At 66.5% G+C, this 23,658-nt stretch carries 23 protein-coding genes; 12 read left to right on the top strand and 11 right to left on the bottom strand.

What is annotated here, in order from left to right; all coding sequences use genetic code 11:
- Window positions 1-2 precede the first annotated feature (2 nt).
- Window positions 3-1,691, bottom strand: coding sequence for an AMP-binding protein (locus ACLQI9_RS10110; protein ID WP_442381136.1), 1,689 nt, complete (start codon window positions 1,689-1,691; stop codon window positions 3-5).
- A gap of 97 nt (window positions 1,692-1,788) precedes the next feature.
- Here ACLQI9_RS10110 and ACLQI9_RS10115 point away from each other — a divergent pair, with 97 nt between their 5' ends.
- Window positions 1,789-2,571 carry an enoyl-CoA hydratase/isomerase family protein gene (locus tag ACLQI9_RS10115; RefSeq protein ID WP_442381138.1) on the top strand — a complete coding sequence of 261 codons (783 nt, stop codon included), beginning with the start codon at window positions 1,789-1,791 and terminating at the stop codon, window positions 2,569-2,571.
- Between the two features lie 39 nt (window positions 2,572-2,610).
- Window positions 2,611-3,909: an acyl-CoA dehydrogenase family protein gene (locus ACLQI9_RS10120; protein ID WP_442381140.1), complete on the top strand. Its 1,299-nt coding sequence runs from the start codon at window positions 2,611-2,613 to the stop codon at window positions 3,907-3,909.
- Here ACLQI9_RS10120 and ACLQI9_RS10125 read toward each other — a convergent pair.
- Window positions 3,906-4,871 (bottom strand): phosphotransferase family protein, encoded by a 966-nt coding sequence (locus ACLQI9_RS10125; protein ID WP_442381166.1) that lies wholly within the window; start codon window positions 4,869-4,871, stop codon window positions 3,906-3,908. The two genes, ACLQI9_RS10120 and ACLQI9_RS10125, sit on opposite strands and share 4 nt — an antisense overlap.
- Window positions 4,868-5,653, bottom strand: a complete 786-nt coding sequence (locus tag ACLQI9_RS10130; RefSeq protein WP_442381142.1) for an SDR family NAD(P)-dependent oxidoreductase — start codon at window positions 5,651-5,653, stop codon at window positions 4,868-4,870. Before ACLQI9_RS10130 ends, ACLQI9_RS10125 begins: the two co-directional genes overlap by 4 nt.
- Before the next feature lie 402 nt (window positions 5,654-6,055).
- On the opposite strand from ACLQI9_RS10130, the gene ACLQI9_RS10135 reads away from it, so the two are divergent.
- Window positions 6,056-6,424, top strand: a complete 369-nt coding sequence (locus ACLQI9_RS10135; protein WP_442381144.1) for a nuclear transport factor 2 family protein — start codon at window positions 6,056-6,058, stop codon at window positions 6,422-6,424.
- Window positions 6,425-6,438: 14 nt separating this feature from the next.
- On the opposite strand, the gene ACLQI9_RS10140 is transcribed toward ACLQI9_RS10135, so the two are convergent.
- Genes ACLQI9_RS10140 through ACLQI9_RS10150 form a run of 3 tightly spaced genes read right to left on the bottom strand, consistent with a single transcriptional unit; the run spans window position 6,439 to window position 8,722 of the window.
- Complete coding sequence (locus ACLQI9_RS10140) at window positions 6,439-7,260, bottom strand: SDR family NAD(P)-dependent oxidoreductase (protein WP_442381146.1); 822 nt, start codon at window positions 7,258-7,260, stop codon at window positions 6,439-6,441.
- Window positions 7,257-7,673 (bottom strand): nuclear transport factor 2 family protein, encoded by a 417-nt coding sequence (locus ACLQI9_RS10145; RefSeq protein ID WP_442381148.1) that lies wholly within the window; start codon window positions 7,671-7,673, stop codon window positions 7,257-7,259. Before ACLQI9_RS10145 ends, ACLQI9_RS10140 begins: the two co-directional genes overlap by 4 nt.
- The gene (locus ACLQI9_RS10150; RefSeq protein ID WP_442381168.1) at window positions 7,670-8,722 is read right to left on the bottom strand and encodes a zinc-binding dehydrogenase; all 1,053 of its coding nucleotides are present in this window, start codon (window positions 8,720-8,722) and stop codon (window positions 7,670-7,672) included. The genes ACLQI9_RS10145 and ACLQI9_RS10150 overlap by 4 nt, the downstream gene beginning before the upstream one ends.
- Before the next feature lie 136 nt (window positions 8,723-8,858).
- On the opposite strand from ACLQI9_RS10150, the gene ACLQI9_RS10155 reads away from it, so the two are divergent.
- The 3 genes from ACLQI9_RS10155 (at window position 8,859) to ACLQI9_RS10165 (ending at window position 11,368) form a co-directional block, all read left to right on the top strand.
- Window positions 8,859-9,698: a helix-turn-helix domain-containing protein gene (locus ACLQI9_RS10155; RefSeq protein ID WP_442381150.1), complete on the top strand. Its 840-nt coding sequence runs from the start codon at window positions 8,859-8,861 to the stop codon at window positions 9,696-9,698.
- 108 nt (window positions 9,699-9,806) lie between these two features.
- Entirely contained in the window at window positions 9,807-10,733 is a 927-nt protein-coding gene (locus tag ACLQI9_RS10160) for a class I SAM-dependent methyltransferase (RefSeq protein WP_442381152.1), read from the top strand.
- The gene (locus ACLQI9_RS10165) at window positions 10,730-11,368 is read left to right on the top strand and encodes a class I SAM-dependent methyltransferase (protein ID WP_442381154.1); all 639 of its coding nucleotides are present in this window, start codon (window positions 10,730-10,732) and stop codon (window positions 11,366-11,368) included. The genes ACLQI9_RS10160 and ACLQI9_RS10165 overlap by 4 nt, the downstream gene beginning before the upstream one ends.
- Here ACLQI9_RS10165 and ACLQI9_RS10170 read toward each other — a convergent pair.
- The 5 genes from ACLQI9_RS10170 to ACLQI9_RS10190 form a co-directional block, all read right to left on the bottom strand.
- The gene (locus tag ACLQI9_RS10170) at window positions 11,358-12,005 is read right to left on the bottom strand and encodes a nitroreductase family protein (RefSeq protein WP_442381156.1); all 648 of its coding nucleotides are present in this window, start codon (window positions 12,003-12,005) and stop codon (window positions 11,358-11,360) included. The genes ACLQI9_RS10165 and ACLQI9_RS10170 overlap by 11 nt on opposite strands.
- 60 nt (window positions 12,006-12,065) lie before the next feature.
- Window positions 12,066-12,332, bottom strand: coding sequence for a hypothetical protein (locus ACLQI9_RS10175; RefSeq protein WP_442391619.1), 267 nt, complete (start codon window positions 12,330-12,332; stop codon window positions 12,066-12,068).
- Between the two features lie 12 nt (window positions 12,333-12,344).
- Entirely contained in the window at window positions 12,345-12,569 is a 225-nt protein-coding gene (locus ACLQI9_RS10180) for a hypothetical protein (RefSeq protein WP_442381158.1), read from the bottom strand.
- 74 nt (window positions 12,570-12,643) lie between these two features.
- On the bottom strand, window positions 12,644-13,378 hold the full coding sequence (locus ACLQI9_RS10185; protein WP_442381160.1) for a DUF899 domain-containing protein: 735 nt from the start codon (window positions 13,376-13,378) through the stop codon (window positions 12,644-12,646).
- Window positions 13,379-13,519: 141 nt separating this feature from the next.
- The gene (locus ACLQI9_RS10190) at window positions 13,520-14,521 is read right to left on the bottom strand and encodes a sigma-70 family RNA polymerase sigma factor (RefSeq protein WP_442391621.1); all 1,002 of its coding nucleotides are present in this window, start codon (window positions 14,519-14,521) and stop codon (window positions 13,520-13,522) included.
- A gap of 148 nt (window positions 14,522-14,669) precedes the next feature.
- On the opposite strand from ACLQI9_RS10190, the gene ACLQI9_RS10195 reads away from it, so the two are divergent.
- The 6 genes from ACLQI9_RS10195 (at window position 14,670) to ACLQI9_RS10220 (ending at window position 23,083) form a co-directional block, all read left to right on the top strand.
- A complete protein-coding gene (locus ACLQI9_RS10195; protein ID WP_442379267.1) occupies window positions 14,670-15,392 on the top strand; it encodes an SDR family NAD(P)-dependent oxidoreductase in 723 nt (240 codons plus the stop codon).
- A gap of 30 nt (window positions 15,393-15,422) precedes the next feature.
- Window positions 15,423-16,169, top strand: coding sequence for an SDR family NAD(P)-dependent oxidoreductase (locus tag ACLQI9_RS10200; protein WP_442391623.1), 747 nt, complete (start codon window positions 15,423-15,425; stop codon window positions 16,167-16,169).
- Window positions 16,170-16,250: 81 nt separating this feature from the next.
- A complete protein-coding gene (locus ACLQI9_RS10205; protein ID WP_442379271.1) occupies window positions 16,251-17,042 on the top strand; it encodes an SDR family NAD(P)-dependent oxidoreductase in 792 nt (263 codons plus the stop codon).
- Between the two features lie 266 nt (window positions 17,043-17,308).
- On the top strand, window positions 17,309-17,560 hold the full coding sequence (locus tag ACLQI9_RS10210; RefSeq protein ID WP_442379275.1) for a hypothetical protein: 252 nt from the start codon (window positions 17,309-17,311) through the stop codon (window positions 17,558-17,560).
- A gap of 120 nt (window positions 17,561-17,680) precedes the next feature.
- On the top strand, window positions 17,681-22,501 hold the full coding sequence (locus ACLQI9_RS10215) for an HAD-IC family P-type ATPase (RefSeq protein WP_442379277.1): 4,821 nt from the start codon (window positions 17,681-17,683) through the stop codon (window positions 22,499-22,501).
- A 42-nt stretch (window positions 22,502-22,543) separates the two neighbouring features.
- Entirely contained in the window at window positions 22,544-23,083 is a 540-nt protein-coding gene (locus ACLQI9_RS10220) for a winged helix-turn-helix transcriptional regulator (RefSeq protein WP_442391625.1), read from the top strand.
- Window positions 23,084-23,658 lie beyond the last annotated feature (575 nt).

A 23,658-nucleotide genomic window follows, 5' to 3' on the forward strand; every position in this document is an offset into this window, starting at 1 on the left:
GCTCAGCCCACCAGGTCTTCGTATCGGTACTCCGCCGAACTCAGTGTGCCGGCAGCATGTGCACGATCTTCGCGACGGCGTAGGTCCACCCGGCGGATCTTCCCCGAGATCGTCTTCGGCAGTTCGTAGAACTCAACCCGCCGCACCCTCAGATGCGGCGCCACCCGGTCGCGCACGAACTCCATGATCGTCCTCGCCGTCTCGGCATTCGCCGGCCAGTCGGCGGCCAGCGCAACGTAGGCCTTGGGGATCGCCAGCCGGGTTTCGTCGGGCTGCGGCACAACGGCGGCTTCCACGATCGCCGGATGCTCGATGAGCACGCTTTCCAACTCGAACGGCGATACCTTGTAGCCCGACGACTTGAACACGTCGTCGGTGCGGCCGATGTAGGTGATCGACCCGTCGGCGTCGCGATACGCGATGTCGCCGGTGTGGTAGTAACCGCCGGCCATCGCGGCCGCGTTGCGTTCCGGATCCTGGAGGTAGCCGGTCATCAGGTTGACCGGCTTGGCGCCCAGGTCGAGGCAGATCTCACCCTCGTCGCCGGGCTTCCCGCTGACCGGGTCGACCAGCACCACGGGCACGCCGGGCAGCGGGCGGCCCATCGAGCCGGGCTTCACCGGACGGCCCGGCAGGTTGCCGACCAACAGCGTGGTCTCGGTCTGCCCATAGCCGTCGCGAATGGTCAGCCCCCACGCGCGTTCGACCTGGGCGATGACGTCGGGATTGAGCGGCTCGCCGGCGGCCACGATCTCGCGCAGCGCCTCGGGCCTGGCGCCCAGATCGGCCTGAATCAGCATGCGCCACAGCGTCGGTGGCGCGCAGAACGTCATCACCCCGGCGTGACGGAGGTGACTCAGCAGCGCGGCGGCGTCCAATCGCCGGTAGTTGTACACCAATATTGTCGCCTCGGCGATCCACGGGGCGAACACGCAACTCCAGGCATGCTTGGCCCACCCTGGTGAGCTGATCGCCAAGTGCACGTCGCCCGGTCGCACCCCGATCCACGCCATCGTCGACAGATGCCCGACCGGGTAGCTGACCTGAGAGTGCGCCACCAGCTTGGGTTTGCTCGTTGTGCCGGAGGTGAAGTAGATCAGCATCGGATCGTCCACCGTGGTTCGCGCGGTGAACGGACCGGCCCCGACGACATCGGCGGCGTCGGCGTAGCGATGCCACCCCGCAGCGTCGGCGCCCACCACGACGCGACGGTAGTCGGCGCCGACCTCGTCGAACTTGGCGGAATCAGCGGCGTTGGCGATCACGGCCCGCGCTCCACCGCGGACGATGCGGTCGGCAAGGTCGCTCGGTCCAAGTGCACCGGTGGCCGGCATCACCACCGCCCCGAGCTTGGTGACGGCGAGGGTGGATTCCCAGAGCTCAACCTGGTTGCCCAGCATCAGGACGACGCGATCCCCTTTGCCGATACCGAGTTGCTCCAGCCACGCCGCCACCCGGTCGGACCGCTCGGCCATCGCGGCGAAGCTGACGCTCTGCTCGCTGCCGTCTTCCTCGACAATCCGCAGCGCGGTGCGGTCGTTGCCTCGGGCGATGACGTCGAACCAGTCTGTGGCCCAGTTGAAGGCGCCGACCAGCTGCGGCCACGAGAAGGTGGCGGCGAGCCGGTCGTCGTCGACCATGGCGAGGACTTGGTCACGGGCGGCGCGGTAACGCTCGGTGTTGCTCGCCATGGCATTCAGCATCCACCGCCCAGCCTGATTGCGTGGGCACGCCGTGGAAGAATACGATTCTCTTCATCTGCGAATTCGCGTCTCGAAGGGCGCTCGATTGACGGTTAATGAGACGTTGAGCGTGCAGACACCGCACGCCGGCGTGGTGGTGTTGCAGCTCAACCGACCCGAGCGGCTCAACGCAATCAATCACGTCATGGTCGGCGAGCTCAAGGAAACACTGGCCGCCGTATCCGCGGACACATCGGTCCACGCTGTTGTGATAACCGGTGCGGGCCGCGGGTTTTGCTCCGGCATCGACATGCGCGACTTCGGCCCGGCGATACCCGATGCGACAGCTCCGGCCATCGACCGCCTCCGCTTCCAGGAAAGGATGGCCGCCCTGCCGCGGGCGATTCGGGACATGCCGCAGCCGGTGATCGCTGCGGTCAACGGGCCCTGCGTCGGCGCGGGTTTGGCGCTGTGCCTGGCCTCAGACATCAGGATGTGCTCGACTGCAGCAATATTCGGTAATGGGGCGATCCTGCTTGGCCTTTCCGGAGCCGAGATGGGGATGAGCTACTTCCTGCCGCGCATCGTCGGTGCCAGTGTGGCCGCGGACTGGATGCTGACCGGCCGAATGGTCTCCGCCGAGGAAGCCGACCGTCGTGGGCTGGTCAGCGAGCTGGTGGATCCGGCAGAGCTATTCCAGCGTGCACTCGAAACAGCTTCGCGGATAGCTGAACTCGCTCCCCTGGGCGTGCAACTGACCAAGCGCGCGGTGCAGGTCAACACCGACGCCGCGGGGCTGGACTCCGCCCTTGAGCTCGAGAACCGCAACCAGGTGCTCAGCCACGCTACCGAGGAAGCAGCAGCTCGGAGGCAGACGTGGTCATCATGACCGGTAAACGTCATCAATCACGTAGCGAAAGGACGACCGGTGGCCTGGGATTTCTCGACCGAACCGGAGTGGGCCGCACAGCTCACCTGGGTTGACGAGTTCGTGCGCTCAGAGTGTGAGCCAATCGATCTGATCGTCAAAGAGTCTCACGATCTCAACGACCCGGTGCGCCGGGCGCTGATTCCTCCGCTGCAGCAGATCGTCAAAGAACGCGGGCTGTGGGCTACCCATCTGGGTCCGCATCTGGGCGGGCCCGGACACGGCCAGGTGAAACTGGCGTTGCTCAACGAGATTCTCGGCCGGTCGGAATGTGCGCCGATCGTCTTCGGCTCGCAGGCTCCGGATTCCGGCAACAGCGAAATCCTGGCCCACTACGGCACTCCGGAACTCAAGCAGCGTTATCTGGAGCCGCTGCTGGACAACCGGATCGTGTCGTGCTTCTCGATGACCGAGCCACAGGGCGGCGCGGACCCGAAAGTCTTCACCACAACCGCGATGCAGGACGGCGATCATTGGGTGATCAACGGTGACAAGTGGTTTTCGTCGTTCGCATCCATCGCATCGTTCTTAATTGTGATGGCCGTGACCGATCCCGATGCCCCTCCCTACCAACGTCATTCGATGTTCGTCGTGCCCGCTGAGACGCCCGGCATCAACGTTTTACGCGACGTCGGCCTTGGCTACCAAGCCCTTGGCGGCGGAGGACGCGAAGGTTACGTCCGGTATGAGAATGTCCGGGTCCCGGACGATCACATGCTCGGGCCGCGGGGCGGCGCGTTCGTGGTCGCCCAGACTCGACTCGGCGGTGGCCGCATTCACCACGCGATGCGCACGGTCGGCTTGGTCCGGCGGATATTCGACATGCTTTGCGAGCGTGCGGTATCCCGCTATACGCAAGGCGACATGCTGGGCGACAAGCAGCTGGTCCAACAGATGGTCGCCGACTCGTGGATGGAGATCGAAGCGTTCCGGCTGCTGACCTTGCAGACAGCATGGAAGATCGACCAGCACAACGACTACAAGGCTGTTCGTGCCGACATCTCGGCGGTCAAGGCGATGATGCAGAAGGTATTGCACGATGTGTCGGCCCGTGCGCTGCAGCTACACGGATCGCTTGGCGTCACACACGAGATGCCGTTCGTCCAGCACCTGGTGGAGTCCTTCGTTCTGGGCCTGGCCGACGGGCCGACCGAAGTGCACAAGGTCACCTTGGCGCGGCTGCTACTCAAGGAGCACAAGCCTGCGCCCGACATGTTCCCATCTGAGCACTTGCTGCGGCTACGCGAGGCCGCGGAAGCCAAGTTCGCCGACAAGCTTGCCGGCGTTCCGCGTGGCTAACCGAGCAACGCGCGGGCTCGGGAGAGTAACTGCGGCAACGCCGACGCCATCGCCTCCATGCCTGAATCCGGTGATGTGCGCCGTCGATTGTGCTTGACGATCAGTGACCACGTCGCCGTCGACTTGAAGCAGGCCAGGGCTTGGAACCAATCCAGTTCCGGCACTGTGCTTCCCAGCCCTTCGCGGTAGATCGCCGCCAGCTCTGACACCGGCGGTGTCGCATCGACGTACCGGGTGGAGCGGCGATACGTCCTCGGGTCGCAATTGATCAAGAACCATCCGACGTCGACGCGCGGGTCGCCGACCGACCAGATTTCCCAGTCGATGACGGCGGCGATGCGGTCATCGACGGCCAGCAGGTTGCCGAGCCGAAAGTCGCCGTGCACCATCGTGGGCGGCAGGGCGGACGGCGTGCCGGATCGCAGGGCAGCGGCGACCTCGCGCCACCCCGGCGCCAGCGCGGAGTCAACGGTTTCCAGCGTGTGACACCACCGCTCGACCTCCGCGGACGGCCCGATCACCGGCTCGGACTCCAGACCCACGGCGCCGGGATCAATGCGGTGCAGCTGCGCCATGGTCCTCGCGGCGTTTCGAAAGCGCTCAGCCACAACGGCTTCAGGTCCGCTTTCGGCGTCGTCGAACAATGGCTCGCACGTGGTCCCGTCCACGTGGGACATCACGAACAGCGGCGGCACGTGGGGTGGGCTACCCACGTCGTCGAAAAGCACCTCCGGGACGGGAACGGGCGTCGCAGCGAGCGTCCGGATGACGCGGGCTTGCCGCAAGACGTCGCGGTGCGCGATCGGCCGGACGCCGGGCGGCGCCACCTTGACGACCACCGGCCGGCCCGCGCACCTGCCGAAATAAGTCAGGCTTGATGCGCCGCCCGGCAGCGGCTGAAGCGCCGAAACATCGCGATGCTCAAGCCGTTCGGCGAGCTGCACTAGCAGCGGGTCGCTCAGCGCAACCACCCGATCTCACGCAGGAACGGCTGCGTGTGGGCGATCCGGCCGGTCATCGACTTAGGGTCACAGGTGCACAACGTCAGTGCGGTTTGGGTGATGAGCTCGATGTCCTCGGTGTCGGTCTTAGCCAGGTCGAGTGTGCCAGCGCCCGGGGTGGCTACCGGGTTGGACGGGGCGGCGGCGTTGACGGCGATGCCATCGTCATACAGTTCGGCCGCAAGGCTTTTCGTGAGCCGGTTCAGGGCAGCCTTGACCGTTCCGTAGATCCCGAATCCCGCTGCGCGGTCGAACTCGGAGAACGGCGGACCCTCGGGCAGATCGCCGCCGACCGAGGTGATGTTGAGCACCCACCCGCGGCCGCGTTCGCGCATGGCCGGGATAGCCAGTTGGGTCAGATGCATCGGCGCCAGCACATGCATTTCGATCATCAGGCGCATGCGCCGTTCCGGGAACTCGTCGAGGGGACGGAGAAAGGTCACGGCAGCGTTGTTGACCAGAATGTCTGGCGCACCAACGCGTTCGACCATCTCGGTGAAGAGTCGTTCCCGGTCTTCGGGTTTGGACAAATCAGCTTGAATGGCGATCGCCGAGCCGCCGGTGGCGGTGATCTCCTCGAACGTCTGTCGAAGCGATCCGTCGTATTTGGGATCGGGTTCCATGGTGCGGGCGGTGAGCCCAACCGTGGCGCCTTCGGCAGCCAATCGCTGCGCGATCGCCTTCCCCAGGCCGCGGCTGGCGCCCGTGACCAGAGCGACTTTGCCGGCACAGGCTCCTGTCACTTCCGACCTGCCTCCCGCTGCATCGTCGCGTGCGCGAGAACGCCTTCTCCCTGGGAGAGAATCCCGTTACCCGCCTGGTCGGAGTATAGGCACCCCCGTCGGACCCACCGGGGCTGATTGCGGCATCGTCAGCCCGTCGTCGGACCAGGCCTCGACGGCTGAGCCTTCTCTGAGCTTCAGGCCAGATTGTCTCAGGAGCGTACTAGACCTACGTCTAACAAAATCGCAGCTAAAACGGCCATCGTGGCGTTGATCGCCCCGCTACCTGGCCTAAGGCTCACTTGGCGGCTGGGCCTCTAAGGCTCAGCCGCCAGCTGATCAGCACAACCAAACATCCCAGGCCCTTAGCGGCCTGGGATGTTTGGCGTTGAGGCGTCGGCGCGGTAAGCGTATGAAGATGCCATGGGTCAACCTGGTGAAGCCGGCGCCGTGGAGCGCTACCTGGCGTGCCTGGCCGTCAACGATTGGGACGGCCTGGCAGCCACCATCTCCGACGACGACCTGATACGCGATGGCCCTTACTGCGACGTCGTCGAAGGCAAGCAGCCATATCTGAAGTTCCTGCGCGGCGTGTTCGCCTCGCTAAAGGGTTACCGGTTGGATGTGCAGCGGATCTCGCATGCCTCGGATCGAGTGTGCTACGTCGAGCTGACCGAAACCTTCGACATCGACGGCGTGCCCACCGAATACCCGGAATGCCTTGTCTTCGAACAGAATTTGGACGGACTGATCCATCGGGTCAGCGTGTTCATGAAGCAACTCGGCACCTGAGAGCGCCGAGAGCTTCATGCGTTGCCGCCACCCATGACAGCGGCTTGGGCTTGGATCATGAAGTTGACCGCTTCGTTGCGCGTCACCGATGACAACATCTGCACAGCGGCACGCATCATGTCGCCAACCATCAAAGTCGGCCCTTTGCTGAGGTTTTCGAATGCCTCGTTGATGACCTGATCGACACCGGCGGCGTCCGGTGGCGTCTGGTCTTCGGAGCTGAGCACCCCGCGGCTGTGTTCGAGGCGGCGCAGCGCCGGGGTGTCGGTCTTGCCGAGAATGAGACCGAGCACGTCGACACCCTTGTCGTGCAGTTCGCTCCACAGCGCCTCGGCGAAGACCATGTCGAATGCCTTGGTGGCGCCGTAGGCAACCATGTTGGGCCCGCCGGCAAGTCCGGCGCCCGAGCCGAATAGCACGATGCCGCCGCGGCCGCGCTGAACCATCGCCGGGGCGAAGTGGTGGCACAGCTGCATCGGCACCATGCAATTGCGGTGCACCATAGCTTCGGCAGTGGTGATCGGGTTGGCTAGGAATGGCTCGAAGTTTGGATCGGCTCCCGCGCAGTAAACCAGAAAGCCGATATCGAGGTCGTCGGTCGCCGCAGCGACGACGGACGCCGCCTCCCGCTCAGCGAGATCGACTGTCAGCGTGCGGGTTTCGACACCGGTGCGGGCGGCGATCCCGGCGGCCACCTCGTCCAGCGCGGCCTGCCGCCGCGCCACCAGCATGACATTGACGCCGCGCTCGGCGAGCGCTTGAGCGAACGCGGCACCGACGCCGTCGGATGCGCCTGCCACCAACGCCCACGGGCCGTACTTGGCTGCAAATGTCATGTTGGCTCCCCCACGGCTGCCACCCGCACCTGAAGGAATCGGCGGCGGGCGATTCGCCACCCATCCTCGGTACGGACGATGTCGTCATCGTAGAAACCGGCCGCGTTCACGCCGGAGGTGTTGTCGGCCAGCATGATCAGCGCATCGATATAGGTGCGCGCTTGGGCCGAGTCGCCGTCGACCGTGATCACCTGATTGGTCAAGCGGTGCATGGTGTGGCCGGCCAACGCGTGGGCCTGCTGCATGAACTCGGTCACCGAGTCGACACCCCGCCAGGAACCGACTTCGCCGTAGTCCAGCTCGCAGTCGTCGGTGAAGACGGTGCGGAACAACGTCCAGTCGCGCCGGTCGATCCCGGTGGCGTAGCGCACCAGCACATCGGCGATGTCCTGGCGGTCTTCTCTTTCGGTCATACGACGTCTCCGTTCGGGTGGACCACGATTCGCGGTGGGCCGTTGGACTTTCGGGCCAGATCGAGTGCGTCGGGCACCTCGTCGAGACCGACAATCGAACCGACGCTGGGCAGCGGATCCAGTCGCCCGGAAGCGATGGCGTCAAGGGTGCCGTACCAGTCCTGCGGGTGCGGGCCGCCGCCGAACTGGATGGTGACGCCCTGACGGGTGGCATCGGTGACGCTGAGCGAGTCGCCGGTGTACCAGCCACCGGCGCAATAGATTCGGGTGCCGATGTCGACGGCGTCCACGATCTTCTGGATCAGCCCTGCGGCGCCGACGCATTCGAAGACGACGAGTGAACCCCACAGCCCACGCTCGGCGCGTAGCTCGCGCCACAGGTCGAACGGGGACTTTTCGGCCGGGTCGACCGCGATGTGCGCCCCGAAGTGGTCGCAAGCAAGTTGACGGCGTTCGGCCTTGTAGTCCGACACGATGATCGGCTCGACGCCCCGGTCGGCCAGCGCGACAACGGCCGACAAGCCGATCGCGCCGGCGCCGATCACCACCGGCACCTCCCCCGGCTCCATCCGCGCGGCGCGCACGTAGAACTCGCCGACCGCGAACGCGTCGGTCAGTGCGGCGGCGTCGCTCGAAACCCCGGCGTCGACGGACTTCGCCAATGCCTCCGCGACGACCACCAACTCCCCGAAGCTGCCTTGAGCCTCAGGATGCTGACCGATGATCCGCACGCCGGCAACCCCGCTAGTGCCACCGTTGACTACCCGGATCGGGATGGACGTCACCCGGGTGCCGACCGGGAACTGTTCGGTGCACTCGGGTCCGTGCCCGACGACTTCGCCGACGAACTCATGGCCGAGCACGATGTCGCGGTTCGCGTCGTAGAGCGAACGGCCGGTCGGGTCGTTGATTCCCATCTCCGGGTGATCCATGAAATGCACGTCCGACGCGCAGATCGCGGTGCTCAGCGTTCGCAGCAGCAACTCTCCCGGGCCGGGAACCGGGTCGGCGATCTCCCGGACATCGAGCCGCCCGTCGCGCAAGACCACTGCCCGCACTCGCACACCCCTTTGTGTTTTGGCTGTTCTCGAATATTCGAGATAGTATCTCGATAATTTGAGGTTCACAGTAGGAAGCGTCTCGAGGGGAAGTCAAGCCATTCCACCGTCAGCCCCCACCGCTCGCGTGCTCGACGTCGTCGAGCTGCTCGCCGGACCCGCCAACGAGCGCCTCAGGTTCTCCGATGTGGTGCGCAGACTCGGGCTCACTCAGGCGACCACGCACGCCATCCTGACGACGCTGTGTGCTCGCGGCTGGGCCAGCCGTGACCCGGTCGACAAGACGTTTTCTCTGGGCCCCGCCCTTGCGGCGGTGGCGGCACAGCTGGATACCGTCCGCCCACTGGCCCACACCGCTCGATCGGCGGCACTGCAGCTCGCCGACGAATTCGGCTATGCCGCCTCGGTCGTCGAGCGGTTCGGCGACTCGCTGGTGATCACCGCGTTCGAGGATGCCGGCCAGCAGTCCGGCGGCGCACCCGGCGACCGGATCCGCTACGCCCCTCCGTTCGGGGTCGCGTTCGCCGCCTGGGACACCGACGAGCAACAGCACGCGTGGATCCAGCGCGGCGCCGCGACCAATTCCGCGCTGGCACGTCGCCTCGAAGAGGTGCTGGCCCGTACCCGGGAACGCGGATTCGACGTGGATTGCACGACGCCGGCGCTGACCCGCGCGGCCCACGTCGTCGGGACGCTACCGAGCGACGGACTGCCGGCCCACGTGCGTGAGATCACCGATCAGCTGCTGGCCGAATTCACCACGATCGGTTTCCTATCCGATGAGTCCGACGACTATGCCCCGCATCAAGCTCACCCGGTGGCCACCATCGCCGCGCCGGTTTTCGACCAGCACGGCGGGGTGGCGATGATTGTGGCCGTCCATCCGCTGCAGGACCTGACCCGCAAACGGATCGACTCGATCGGACGGCGCGCGGCGGCCATGACGAGCGCAATCAGCGGGAACTGATCGCGGACATACGATCGTTACCCAAGTTGTTATACAAGCTAAATGCTTGTTAGGCTAACTACTTGTTATACTAACTAAGTAACTCTGATCTAACCTTAGGAGCACGCAATGCCGCGCACCGATAACGACACTTGGGACCTGGCTACCAGCGTAGGAGCGACAGCGACGATGGTTGCCGCAGCCCGGGCAATCGCCACCAAAGCCGACACACCCCTGATCAATGACCGATTCGCCGAACCGCTGGTCCGCGCCGTCGGCGTGGATTTCCTGACGAAGCTGGCCACCGGCGAGCTGGCCGCGGCCGACGTCGACGACGACGAGGCCCCCTGGAAGCTTGAGCACATGCCCATCGCGATGGCCGTCCGCACCCGCTTCTTCGACGCGTTCTTCCGCGCCGCGACGCAGGCCGGAATCCGCCAGGCCGTGATCCTGGCCTCCGGTCTTGACGCCCGTGCCTACCGGTTGGACTGGCCCGCCGGTATGACGGTGTTCGAGGTCGACCAGCCCGAGGTGATCGCCTTCAAAACCACCACGCTGGCCGACCTGGGCGCCGAGCCGACCACTGATCGGCGGACCGTCGCGATCGACCTTCGAAACGACTGGCCGGCCGCGTTGATCGAGGCTGGTTTCGACAAGAACCAGCCGACCGCGTGGATCGCCGAGGGGCTGCTTGGTTATCTGCCGCCGGAAGCGCAAGACCGCTTGCTGGACAACATCTCCGCGCTCAGCGCGGCCGGCAGCCGGCTCGCCACCGAGGCTATCCCGGACATGTCGAACGTCGACCACGAGCAGGCGCGGGAGATGATGCGCAAGGCCACCGAGAAATGGCGTGCCCATGGCTTCGACCTGGAATTCTCCGAACTCGGGTATGAGGGCGACCGCAACGACGTCGCAACCTATCTGGACACGTTGGGCTGGCGGTCGACCGGTAAGCCGATGAGTCAGCTGTTGGCCGAGAACGGCCTTCCGGCGATCCCGCAGGGCAACGACTCGGTGTCGATGGCCGACACGATCTACTACACCTCGATCAAGTGACCGCTGCAGCGCCGCGTCGTAGTTTCAACGACGCCGTCACTCGGTTCTGGGGATGGGCGGCCCCGGCCTACAACCTCCCGGTTTTGCAGCAGTGGGTATACCGGCCGGCGCACGACGAAGTGATAGCGCAGCTACGCGCGCACTCCTCTGCACGCGTAGCTGACATCGCCTGCGGCACAGGGATTTTGGCCGACTGGATCGAACGGGAGCTGCATCCCGCGGAAGTCTACGGTGTGGACATGTCCGAGGGCATGCTCAACCAGGCCCGCGCCCGATCGACCGGCGTGCAGTGGTTGCACGGTCCTGCCGAGCAGCTTCCGTTTGACGACGGCGCCCTGGACGCCGTCGTGACGACGTCGGCGTTTCACTTCTTCGACCAACCCTCAGCGCTGGGCGATTTCCACCGGGTGCTCGCACCCGGCGGAATGGCGGCGGTCTCGACTCTCAGTGCGCGGCAACCGCTCCTGCAGGGGCCGTCGACCAGCAGGTGGAAAGTGGCCCATCACCCGTCGCCGGCCGAGATGCGGCGATTGTTCGAGGGCGCGGGGTTCACCGTCGCCGAGCAACACCGAGTTCGGCGGCCATTGTTAACCCGGGCTATCTCAGACTTGATCACGGTCGGCATCAAAGGCTGACGAAGCCATTTGCCGGCTCGTCCCAGCGGTCGAGGTTCACCACCTCGGCCAGCGGTCGCCGACGCACCGGCCCGTGCCTGCCTTTGGGCCAGCCCAGCACGACGTGCCCGGCGACCATCCAGTCTTCGGGCACGCCGACGGCGTCCCGCAGCAGTTGTTCGCCGCCGTAGGCGCCCCAGCTGGTCAGACATGCGCCCAGGCCCTGGGCGCGAGCCGCCAGCAAGAAATTCTGCATCGCCGGGAAGATCGATCCCCCGAGCAGAAGCTCGGATGCCGTCGGAAAGCGCTTCTGCGCGAACAGCACCGAGCTGAATTCACCGGCCCGATCGTGAAGCTCATAGGTCGCGCGGTCGGTACGGGCCCGGCGGCTGTCGTCGTCGGCGGCCGGCCGACTCATCCCGTAGACGGGCTCGATCACCTCCAAGGCGCGGGCAGCCGCCTTGGCCACGACAGCCCGCTGTTCAGCTGAGCGCAGCACGACGAAACGCCACGCCTGCGCGTTGGCTCCGGACGGCGCCCACATGGCTGCTTGCAGACACCGCGCCAGTGTGGCGCCGTCGACCGGCTGGTCGGTGAAACGTCGGATCGTCCGCGCGGTCGACATCACCTCCCAGACGTCACTGGTTGCTCCCGGCATGCGGGCTCCCTTCTGGTCTCGCTTCCGAAGGAAAACCTACTGCCGACGCGTGCCGGCGAGTCAGTGCGCACACCCGCCGGACGGCAGCACCGTCACCACTGGCCACAACACGCTCGCTTCACCCAGCGCCGCAAGCTGGTAGTTGCCTCCGGCCGGCAAATGCAGCTGCTGTTCCAGTTGTGCTTGTATGCGCTGCACGCCGTCGGGATGGAAAAACGACCACACCAGCCCGATGACGAGGTACACACCGGCGAGCCAGACCGCGATCTCGGTCAGTCCGGCGACACTCACCCGATAACTCAGCGCCCGCCGCAGCACAGCCAACACCGCACCCCACCTTCAGCTCAGGCAGACGTTGGCGAGCAGCAGCGCCGGCCACAACACGATTGACCCGACCACCGAGACCAGCAGATCTATACCGCCCATTCGCTGGAAAGGCGCTGTGTGGGTGCTCGACCACACCACACCGACGATCAGGTACGGCCCGGCGAGCAGCAGCCCGACACCGATCAGCTCGGCGATGCTCAGCTCAAAATCCATCAGCCGGCGAAACCTGGTGAGCATGATCCGGCCTTCCGTTTCCCGACGGCGATGATGTTAATCGCCATTCCGCGGTCCCGGGGCCACGTTCCCTGATGTCAGGTGCGAGGTGGACGCGGGTCGTTGGGATCGGTCGGATCAGGATCACCGAACCATCGCGACGGCGCGCGCTCGCCGTATTCGTCGTGCCAGTCCCACCATTCGTAGGGCGGACTCTGCGGGTAGCCCTCCGGCGAGTCCTCCCAGGTCTCCTGGCGGCCGAGTGCCGTCATGTCCAGAAAGCTCCAGGTGTTGCCCAGCACCTCGTCGCCGCGGTTGTTGATGAAGTAGGTGCGAAACACCCGGTCGCCGTCATGGATGAACACGTTGGTGCCGTGCCACTCGTCCACGCCGAAGTCGGTATCGAAGCTGTCGGTGATCGTGTACCACGGCATCTGCCAGCCCATCCGCCCCTTCAGGTGCTCGATGCCCGGCTGCGGCGCACGCGAGGCGAACACCAGCGTGGTGTCGCGGGCGTTCAGGTGGGCCAGGTTGCCGATGTGGTCTGCGATCATCGAGCAGCCGCGGCAGCCGTGATCGGGCCAGCCGTCTATGTCGGGCCCGACGAAGGCGCGGTAGACGATCAGCTGACGCCGGCCCTGAAAGAGACCCAGCAGGTTGACACTGCCCTCGGGTCCCTCGAACTCGTACTCCTTATCCACCGCCAACCATGGCATCCGCCGTCGCTCGGCCGCCAGTGCATCATGGGCGCGCATCACCTCCTTTTCCTTCACCAGCAGTTGCCGGTGCGCGGCCGCCCACTCCTGCGCCGACACGATCGGGGGTGTGCTCATGGTGATCTCCGCCTTTCGGTTGCGGTTAGTTCAGGCCAGTGGCGGTAACGAAGGTGACGTTATCGGTGTCTTTATTGATCGCGCGCATGTCGTCTCTTTTCCTTCTGCTTGTGCGGGAATCCTATTGCCCGCCTATGTGATTCAGCCCGGCAGCGATCGGGGTAGCCCGAACCACGGGAGCACGTCGTTGTCGAAGCGAGTCAGGGCGCGGATCTTTTCGCCGGTGAGGGTGAGGACCAGCAGGCCGGCCCCGTGGCGGATGCCGCCGGTGGGGGTGCGAAGGTAGGCGCCAAACGCCTGCTGACCGTTGGCCCTTGTGGGCACCAAGTCGTATGCCCGGCCGGCGCCGAAGATGCTGGCGTAGAAACGGGTTACGACGTCGCGGCCTTGGTATTCCAGCGGGATCGGCGGCATGGAGACGCTGACGTCGGCGGTCAGCAGGGTGACCAGCGCATTGACATCGCCGGACTGGTAGGCGCGGACGAACTTCGCCACCAGCTCCTGCTCGGCGGGTGAGCCGGGGGTCGGCGCCGGCCCGTCCTCGCCCGGCGCCGGCAGTCGGCGCTGCAGGCTAGCGCGCGCTCGTTTGAGCGCACTGTTGACCGATTCGACGGTCGAGTCGAGCATGTCGGCCACCTCGTTGGCGTGGTATCCGAGTACCTCGCGCAGGATCAGCACGGCGCGCTGGCGAGCCGGCAGGACCTGCAGGGCTGTCACGAAGGCAAGCGAGACGGCTTCGGTCTGTTCATAGCGCGCCTCGGGATCCAGCGGCAGCGCGGCCTCGAGAAGGGCATCGGGATATGGCTCAAGCCAGACGATTTCGCCGAGCCGAGTCGGCTCGGGCAGGTCAACCTGCATGTCCCACTCCTTGGCCGGGCGTCGGCGGGCCGAGCGAAGAACGCTGAGGCACCGGTTGGTTGCTATCCGGTAGAGCCACGTGCGCACCGAGGCCCGCTCCTCGAATCCGTCGAGGCCTTGCCACGCGGCCAGCAGGGTGTCTTGCAAGGCGTCCTCGGCGTCTTGAAGGGATCCCAGCATCCGGTAGCAGTGCACCTGCAGCTCGCGCCGGTGTGGCTCGGTCAGCTCTCGAAACGCCTCGCCGTCCCCGGCCCGCGCCCTGGCAATCAGATCGGTTGTCACCACGTGTTACCACTTTTCCCTCGCGGGTGTCTCACCTTCCAGTATCGACGCCGGCTGGGCCGCGAACTGGGCGCACATCCTGAGCCCACTTTCTCGACATTGCGGCATCTGTATTGCCGAGACCGTCGAAACCCACGAGCGAGGAGGCGATGTGATCATCGCAGGAAAGTCAGTTCTGGTGACCGGGGCCAATCGGGGCATCGGGCAGGCGCTGGTCGAGGAAGCTTTGCGCCGCGGCGCGACACGGGTGTATGCGGGCACGCGCCGGACCGCGAGCCACCCGGATCGGCGCGTCACGCCCGTTGCCCTGGACGTGACCGACGCCGCGCAGATTCGGGCGGCCGCGCAGCGCGTGGAGTCGCTGGACGTCCTGATCAACAACGCCGGCGTGGCGCTCTATGACGACCTGACCGATCCCGCTGTGCTCGAACAGCATTTGCGGGTCAACCTGTTCGGGCCCTATGCCGTGACCCAGGCGTTCCTGCCACTGTTGACGCGTTCGCGGGGAGCGCTCGTCAACAATCTGTCGGTCAACGCGCTGGCTCCGTTGCCGATCATCCCGGCGTATTCGGTTTCCAAGGCGGCCGCGTTCAACCTGACGCAGTCGTTGCGGGTGCTGCTGGCCGAGCGGGGTGTGACGGTGCACGCCGTGTTGACCGGCCCGGTGGACACCGACATGACTCGCGGTCTGGACATCCCGAAGGCCGCTCCGGAGTCGGTGGCGCGCGCCGTCATCGAGGGACTGGAGGAGGGGCAGGAGGACATCTTCCCCGATCCCTTGTCGCAGTCCATCGCGCAGAACTGGGGCAGCGGCGCTGCCAAGGTGCTCGAGCGCCAGTACGCGGCGCTGGCACAACCGCAGCCCGCCACGTAAAACCCTAATCAACAACGAAAGAGCGCAATCATGAGTGACTTGTCAAGCAGCACAACGATTGTCGTCGGCGCGAGCCGCGGATTGGGGCGCGGCATCGCTGTCGCGTTCGCCGACGCCGGCGCGCCGGTGGTCGCGGTGGCCCGGACCGGCCCGGCGCTTGCCGAACTGGCCGGCGCCAGCCCGAACATCACGACCGAGGTTGCCGATGCGGCCGAGCCGGCGGCGGCGTGGAGCCTGCTGGACCACTACGGGCCGCAGGTTCTCATCCTGGTCGCCGGCGCCAACCCGGTGATGCGTCCGCTGCAGCACCAGACCTGGGAGACGTTCTCAGTCAACTGGCATACCGACGTCAAGATCGCCTTCACCTGGCTGCGCGAGGCGCTGCTCCAGCCGCTACAACCCGGTAGCAGAGTGGTGGTGATCAGCAGCGGAGCTGCTATCAACGGATCCCCGGTCAGCGGAGGATACGCCGGGTCCAAGGCCACCCAGCGGTTCATCGCCGGGTACGCCCAGGGGGAGTCGCGCCGCGCCGGACTGGGCATCACCGTCACCGCGGTGATGCCGAGGATGACGCCGTTCGGCGACGTGGGTCGGCGCGGTGTTCGCGCCTACGCAGCCCGCAGCGGCCAGACCGACGAGGCGTACCTCGAGCAGTTGGGCGAGCTGTTGACCCCTGAACGGGCCGGGTCCGCCCTGGTGGAGCTGATCCGCGCCGACCCGGCGAGCACCGCCCCCGGATATCTGCTCACCGGCTCTGGGCTGCAGAAGTTGCCATAGAAGCCGGGTCCTGGCAAAACAACGTTGAAAAGTCAACTCGAAGAACACAACTGCCGTTCGGCGGCGAAACGGAGAAACATCATGTTGCTGGAAAACAAGAACGCGGTCATCTACGGGGCCGCCGGCGCAGTCGGGAGCGCGGTGGCGCGGGCCTTCGCTCGCGAGGGCGCCCGGCTGTTTCTGGCCGGGCGAGACCTCGGCGCCCTCGACGCGCTCGCCAAGGAGATCACGGCTGCCGGCGGAGCGGCCGAGACCGCCGAGGTCGACGCGCTCGACGAGAAGGCCGTGACCGATCACGTCGACGACGTCGTCGACAAAGCCGCGACCGTCGATATCTCGTTCAACGCCATCGGGATTCCGCAGCAAGGCATGCAGGGCATTCCCCTGACCGAGCTATCGGTGGACAGTTTCGCATCGTCGATAAACATCTACGCACGAGCACATTTCGTGACAGGCCGGGCAGCGGCGCGGCATATGATCGCTCAGTGCTCCGGGGTGGTGCTGATGCACACCCCTGAGCCCGCCCGGTTGGGCATACCGCTGCTCGGGGGCATGAGTCCGGCCTGGGCGTCCATGGAAGCCCTCAATCGCGCGTTTTCCGCGGAGTGGGCGTCCCACGGTGTGCGCGCCGTCTGCCTGCGCACGACCGGCATGGAGGAAACCCCCACCATCGACGTCGTTTTCGGGCTGCACGCCCAGGCATACGACATCACCCGGGAGGAATTCGCGGCCACCATGGCCGCGCAGACGCACCGCAAACGTGCGACCACACTGGCGGAGCTCGCCGAAGCGGCCGCGTTCGTGGCCTCGGATCGGGCCGCCGCGATGACCGGCACCGTCGTAAATCTGACCGGCGGAATCATCGTCGACTAAAGGGATGATTCCCGTGTCGCGTCCATGTCTGCGCCAGTTCACCCGCGCTCGCCGGGCCGAAACGCCGGCACCCGGCGCCTGGTGTTCTCCTGCGGCCTCATTTCGCAAGGGAGGCAACCGCTTCGGATTGCCGGATCGACGGCGGGCCGGGCGAGCGACGACGATTTACCACGTCAGCGATCTGCTGCACCACGGACGCGCCGTCGACGTGGCTGGCTGGCCGAGTTAGGAGTCGACACCCCATTGGTCGACGAACTCGCGCAAGCATGACAAGGGACGATCGTATTGCGATGCCGCCGCTGCCGGTCTGGTTCACCGGACGCGACACCGTGACACGATTCCTCCCGCAGCGCGCCTTCGCCGAACCCGGCGACGTGGCGCTCGTCGCAACGGCCGCCAACGGGCAGCCGGCTGTTACCGAATTCCTTCGGGCCGCCGACAACGTCATGCGGGCGCATTCGATACATGTCCTGGATACTGGGACGGCAGGGGTCGCCGAAACTGACCGTCTTTCTTGATCCCAGGCTGTTTTCTGCGTTTGGTCTGCCGCCAACGCGGTGATCCGTGTCGGGCGGGTTGCAGCCGCCGGTCCCGGGGAGCACTGATGGGCGCGGTAGACGTTGTTTGAAGGGTGAGGAATGAAGGTTCCGGGCGTAGCCGCCGTTGTCGGCGGGATAACCGGTGGAGCAGTACAGATGTTGCAAGCCGGCGTGGAGGGTGTTGCGAACACCGCGGACGCTGTGCAGACGCTGGCAGGCCCGGTGGTGCAATCGGTAAGTCAATCGGCCGGCCGATTCCTCGGCACGGGCAGTTCGTCTAACGGCACCCCGGACGGCGCCGTGGCGACCGTGCGTTGGCAAAGCGGGCGGCGGGTGCACCTGGACCTGGATCCGTTGTTGCCGTTCCCGCGCTGGCACGAGCATGCAGCGATGATCGAAGAGCCGGTTCGCAAGGTTCTGGGTGTGGCCACCGCCCATGTCGAGGGTTCGTTGGGCCGGCTGGTGATCGAACTCGAGGACCTCGAGGACAAAGCCGACAGCGACGCCGTCTTGGACGAGGTACGCGACGTGCTTTCCGCCGTGGCCGACGACCTCGCCGCCGCAGGACCGGAGCCCGAAATCCGAACCGCGCCATTCGCCGACCCGGGTAACCCGTTGGCGATCCTAGTGCCGCTGACCGCGGCGGCATTCAATGCGGTTGCGATCGGCGCCGCAGTCACCGGCTGGGTCGTCAGACTGCCCGCAGCACCGCGTACCACCAGAGCGGCGGCGGCCCTGCTCAACAATCAACCGCGGATGGTGTCACTACTCGAGTCGCGACTGGGCCGGGTGGGCACCGATCTCGCGCTCAGCGCGTCGACAGCGGCGGCGAACGGGTTGACCCAAGCAGTTGGCACTCCGCTGTTGAACCTGGCGCAACGAGTCCTGCAGATCTCCGAAGCCGAGGCGCATCGCCGCCGCTGGCGAGACCGCGAGCCGCAGCTGGCCTCACCCAATCGGCCACAGGCCCCGGTGGTGCCGATCATCTCGTCGGCCGGCCCCAAGTCGCAGGCCCCACGGCATAACTGGGCAGCCGCAGCGGCGGGCGAGGCTTCCCACGTCGTGGTCGATGGAGCTATCGACGCCGCCATCGACACCGCGAAGGGATCCATGGCCGGGCCGGTCGAGGAATATGTCGACCAAGCGGCGAACGGTTCGCTGATCGCGGCGGCGACTGCGTTGGTGGCCGGCGGTGGCCCCGAAGACGCAGCCGGCGCCGTGCTGGCCGGAATACCGAAGGCCGCGCACATGGGCCGTCAGTCCTTCGCCGCTGTGCTAGGCCGCGGGCTCGCCGAAGACGGACAGCTGATCCTCGACCCCGGCGCGCTGCGTCGGCTGGATCGGGTGAAGGTGGTCGTCATCGATGGGGCGGCGCTGCGCGGCGATCACCGCGCGGTGTTGCATGCGCGCGGAGATGTGCCGGGCTGGGATGACGACCGGGTCTATGAGGTGGCCGACGCGCTGCTGCACGGTGAGGAGGCGCCTGAGCCTGACCCCGATGAGTTGCCCGCCACCGGCGCGGGCTTGCGCTGGGTTCGCGCGCAGGGGCCGTCGGCCACTCCCGCCCAGGGCCTCGAACAGGCCGACCTTGTGGTCGATGGCGAAATGGTCGGCCACGTCGAGGTCGGCTGGGAGGTAGACCCCTTCGCGGTCCCGCTGCTGCAGATCGCGCACCGGACCGGAGCGCGGGTGGTGTTGCGGCATGTGGCCGGCACCCAGGATCTGGCCGCCAGCGTCGCCGCCAGTCATCCAAGCGGCACTCCGCTGCTCAAGCTGGTGCGTGACCTGCGGGCAGATCGCGGACCGGTACTGCTGATCACCGCGCTGCACCGCGACTTCGCGTCGACCGACACGCTGGCCGCGCTGGCCATCGCCGACGTCGGAGTGGCCCTCGACGATCCCCGGGCGGCTACACCGTGGTCCGCGGACGTCATCACCGGCACCGATCTGGCCGCCGCCGTGCGGATCCTCTCGGCGCTACCCGCGGCGCGGCAGGTCAGTAAATCGTCGGTGAACCTCGCCAAAGGCGGCACCACGCTGGCCGGGCTGCTGCTGGTCACCGGTGATCCCCGCACCGCTACTAACCCGCTTGCCTTGCGGCGGTGGCTGAATCCGGTCAACGCCGCCGCCGCCAGCGCCATGGTCTCGGGAGCCTTCTCGGCCAGCAAGGTGCTGCGGCAGCCCGATCCCACCCCGCAGCCGCTGACCGCCTGGCACGCGCTGGATCCCGAGATCGTCTACTCGCGGCTGGCCGGCCGTGCCCGGCCGTTAACCGTCGAGCCCCTTGCTCCGGCCTGGCGGCGCGTTCTGGAGGATCTGTCCTACAGCCCACTGGTAGCGCCGCTGCGGGGCCCGGCACGTCAGGCGGGGCGGCTGCTGGACGCGACCCGTTACGAGCTCCGCGATCCGCTCACCCCGATCCTGGCAGTGGGAGCGGCGGCGTCGGCGATCGTCGGCAGCAATGTGGACGCGCTTCTGGTCGCGGGCGTGATGGCCGTCAACGCGCTAACCGGCGGGGCGCAACGGTTGCGGGCCGACGCGGCCGCCGCAGAGCTGTTCGCCGAACAGGACCAGTTCGCGCGTCGCGTGGTTGTCCCGACGGTAGCGACGTCACGACGCCGGTTGGAGGCGGCTCGAACCACCGAGCGCACGATCACCGTGTCGGCAACTTCGTTGCGTCCCGGCGACGTCATCGACTTGGTGGCTCCGGACGTCGTGCCCGCTGATGCGCGTCTGTTGGTGGCCGAGGACCTCGAGGTCGACGAATCCTTGCTCACCGGTGAGTCGTTGCCGGTTGACAAGCAGGTGGACCCGGTCGCCGCCGGCGATCCCGACCGGGCCAGCATGCTGTTCGAGGGCAGCACCATTGTGGCGGGGCATGCTCGGGCGATCGTGGTGGCCACCGGGGTGGGTACCGCCGCACACCGCGCGATCTCGGCGGTCATCGATGTCGAGTCGGCGGCCGGGGTGCAGGCGCGGCTGCGAGAGCTGACCGCCAAGGTGCTTCCGCTGACGCTGGCCGGTGGTGCCGCGGTGACGGGTTTGGCGATGCTGCGCCGCGCATCGTTGCGTCAAGCGGTTGCCGACGGCGTCGCGATCGCGGTGGCCGCCGTTCCGGAGGGCCTGCCGTTGGTGGCCACCCTGTCCCAGCTCGCCGCCGCGCAGCGGCTGTCGGCGCGCGGAGTGTTGGTCCGGGCGCCCCGCACCATCGAAGCGCTGGGTCGGGTCGACACCGTGTGTTTCGACAAGACCGGCACGCTCACCGAAAACCGGCTTCGCGTGGTGCGTTCGGTGCCTGCCGCGACCAAGCCGCGAGGCCCCTTCCCCGCCGCGGACGACCCGCAGGCCGCCCACGTCTTGCGGGCCGCCGGCTGGGCATCCACCCAGCCAGAAGAGGGGCGGGGTCACGCTCACGCCACCGACGAGGCAATCCTCAAAGCGGCGGATTCACTTGACGCCCATGGTGATTCGGAGTGGACCGTGCTCGCGGAGGTCCCGTTCGAGTCGAGTCGTGGCTTCGCCGCGGCGATCGGCACGCTGAGCGCGGACCCGTCCAAGCCATTGCTGATGCTCAAGGGCGCTCCAGAAGTCGTCCTGCCGCGCTGCCGGTTCGCAGATCCGGAGGGTGACCTGAACCATGCCGAGTCTTTGGTGCACAGCCTCGCCGAGCAGGGCTTGCGGGTGCTGGCCGTCGCGCAGCGCAGCTGGGTTCACGACACCGAAGACGATGACGACACCGATGCCGATGCCGTCGACGCCGCCGCGCACGATCTGGAGTTGATCGGCTACATCGGCTTGGCGGACACAGCACGACCCTCGGCGCGCCCGTTGATCGAAGCGCTGGTGGATGTCGACCGCAAGGTGGTGCTGATCACCGGCGATCACCCGGTGACCGCGCGGGCGATCGCCCATCAGCTGGGCCTGCCTACGGATGCGCGGGTGGTCACCGGCGCCGACCTCGCCGGCCTCGATGAGGACGGGTGCGCCAAGCTGGCCGCCGACGTACAGGTCTTCGCCAGGGTCAGCCCGGAACAAAAGGTGCAGATCGTCGCGGCGCTGCAGCGCGGCGGGCGAGTGACGGCGATGGTCGGCGACGGGGCCAATGACGCCGCCGCCATCCGGATGGCCGACGTGGGCATCGGAGTGAGTGGCCGCGGTTCCTCGGCCGCCCGCGGTGCCGCCGACATCGTGTTGACGGAGGACGACCTGGGCGTGTTGCTGGACGCATTGGTCGAGGGCCGCGGCATGTGGGCCGGTGTGCGTGACGCGGTGACGATCCTGGTCGGCGGCAATGTGGGCGAGGTCCTGTTCACCATCATCGGGACCGCCTTCGGCTCCGGGCGGGCGCCGGTGGGAACCCGTCAACTGCTGCTGGTGAACCTGCTGACCGACATGTTCCCGGCGCTCGCAGTCGCCGTCACTCCGCAGTTCGATGAACCCGAGGCCGACGAATTCGACACCGAGGAGGAGGCCGGCGAGGCCCGGCGGGCCTACCAACGATCGGTGCTGACCGCGCCGACACCTTCGCTGGACGCTCCGCTGATGCGCCAGATCGTCACCCGTGGCGCGGTCACGGCCGCCGGCGCGACCGCGGCCTGGGCTATCGGGCGTTGGACTCCGGGCACCGAAAGACGCACGGCGACAATGGGACTGACGGCTCTGGTGACGACGCAGCTGGCCCAGACGCTGCTGACCCGGCGCCACAGCCCGCTGGTCGTGGCGACTGCGCTGGGCAGCTCCGCGGTTTTGATCGCCATCGTCCAGACTCCCGGCGTCAGCCACTTCTTCGGATGCACGCCGCTCGGACCGGTCGCCTGGACCGGTGTGGCCGGTGCCACCGCGGCGGCCACCGGCCTGTCGGTGCTCGCGCCCAACTGGTTGGCCAAGACCGCCGGAATCGTAGCGCCTGAGCAGGGGTGAAATTCCGGCACGAGTGACGTGCCACTCGAGTTGCATTACTAGATGATTTTGCCGGACGCCGTCTACTCTGCAGTTATGCGGCGCGCGTCGTTTGAAGAGCTGAACTGCTCGGTTGCCCAGACCCTCGAAGTGGTCGGCGATTGGTGGTCGCTTCTGATTGTGCGTGACATTTTCTTCGGCGTCACCCGCTTCGACGACATTCAGCGGCGCCTCGGCATCGCCCGTAACACGCTTACCGATCGGCTCAACTGGCTTTACGACCACGCCGTGGTGACCCGCGTGCCCTACGGGGATTCGGGGAACCGATACGAATACCGGCTCACCGAGAAGGGACGCGACCTGCAGCCCGTCTTGATGGCCATGGTGGCCTGGGGCGACACGTGGGGTGCTACCGCCAAACGCCCACCTCTGCAGCCGAGCGACAAAAATGGGGATCCCGTCGAACTGCGCATCGTCAACACCAGAACGGGCCGTCGGGTCCCCCGCGACAACGTCCGCATGTTGTCGACCAAGGGCGCCACCGATCCGAATATGGTGCCGCCTCGAAACATCCGGTCTCCGGGTACGAACCAACGCACATAACGCCGCCGACGCCCTTAGCTTTTGACTTCTTGGGTTGCGGCGGCGATCTCGGCGTGTCCTTGAGCGTCGCAATGCGCCGCGGTGTGCGAGCACCAGCACTCGAGCCGGCTGCAAATTGTGTCCGTCCATCGGCGTTGCGCTTGCATCCAGCCTGGCTGACCGGCTAGCTCAAGTTGCATAATAAAACTAGCTCCGTCAGGAGGCTTTCAGCCCGACATGCTGGTGATCGGCGCCACCGGCAGGCATGGAGCCAACCGCCAATCGTCAATCGCATCATAGACTTTGGCGCCAATAGTCCGGCGCAGCAGACAAGTCCGCCGCTCCCCGTGGGCATGGGGCGATGCTTTCATCAAACTCGGCATTGAACCGCGCAAGCAGCTCGACCGTGTCCTATCCGATTGAGTCGCCGCTGCGAGTCAAGCTGACTGGCCAGTTACCCGACTAGCCGGTTGCACTGTGCGCTGGCGGATGCGGGTGCAACCCCCAGGCGGCCGATGATGAGTCCAAAGTACAGGAGGAATCGAAGATGCCATCGACCGTCGCCGACTTGCATCGAGTCATCACTTGTGTCGATG

The organism is Mycobacterium sp., assembly GCF_052143115.1.
Lineage (GTDB): Bacteria > Actinomycetota > Actinomycetes > Mycobacteriales > Mycobacteriaceae > Mycobacterium.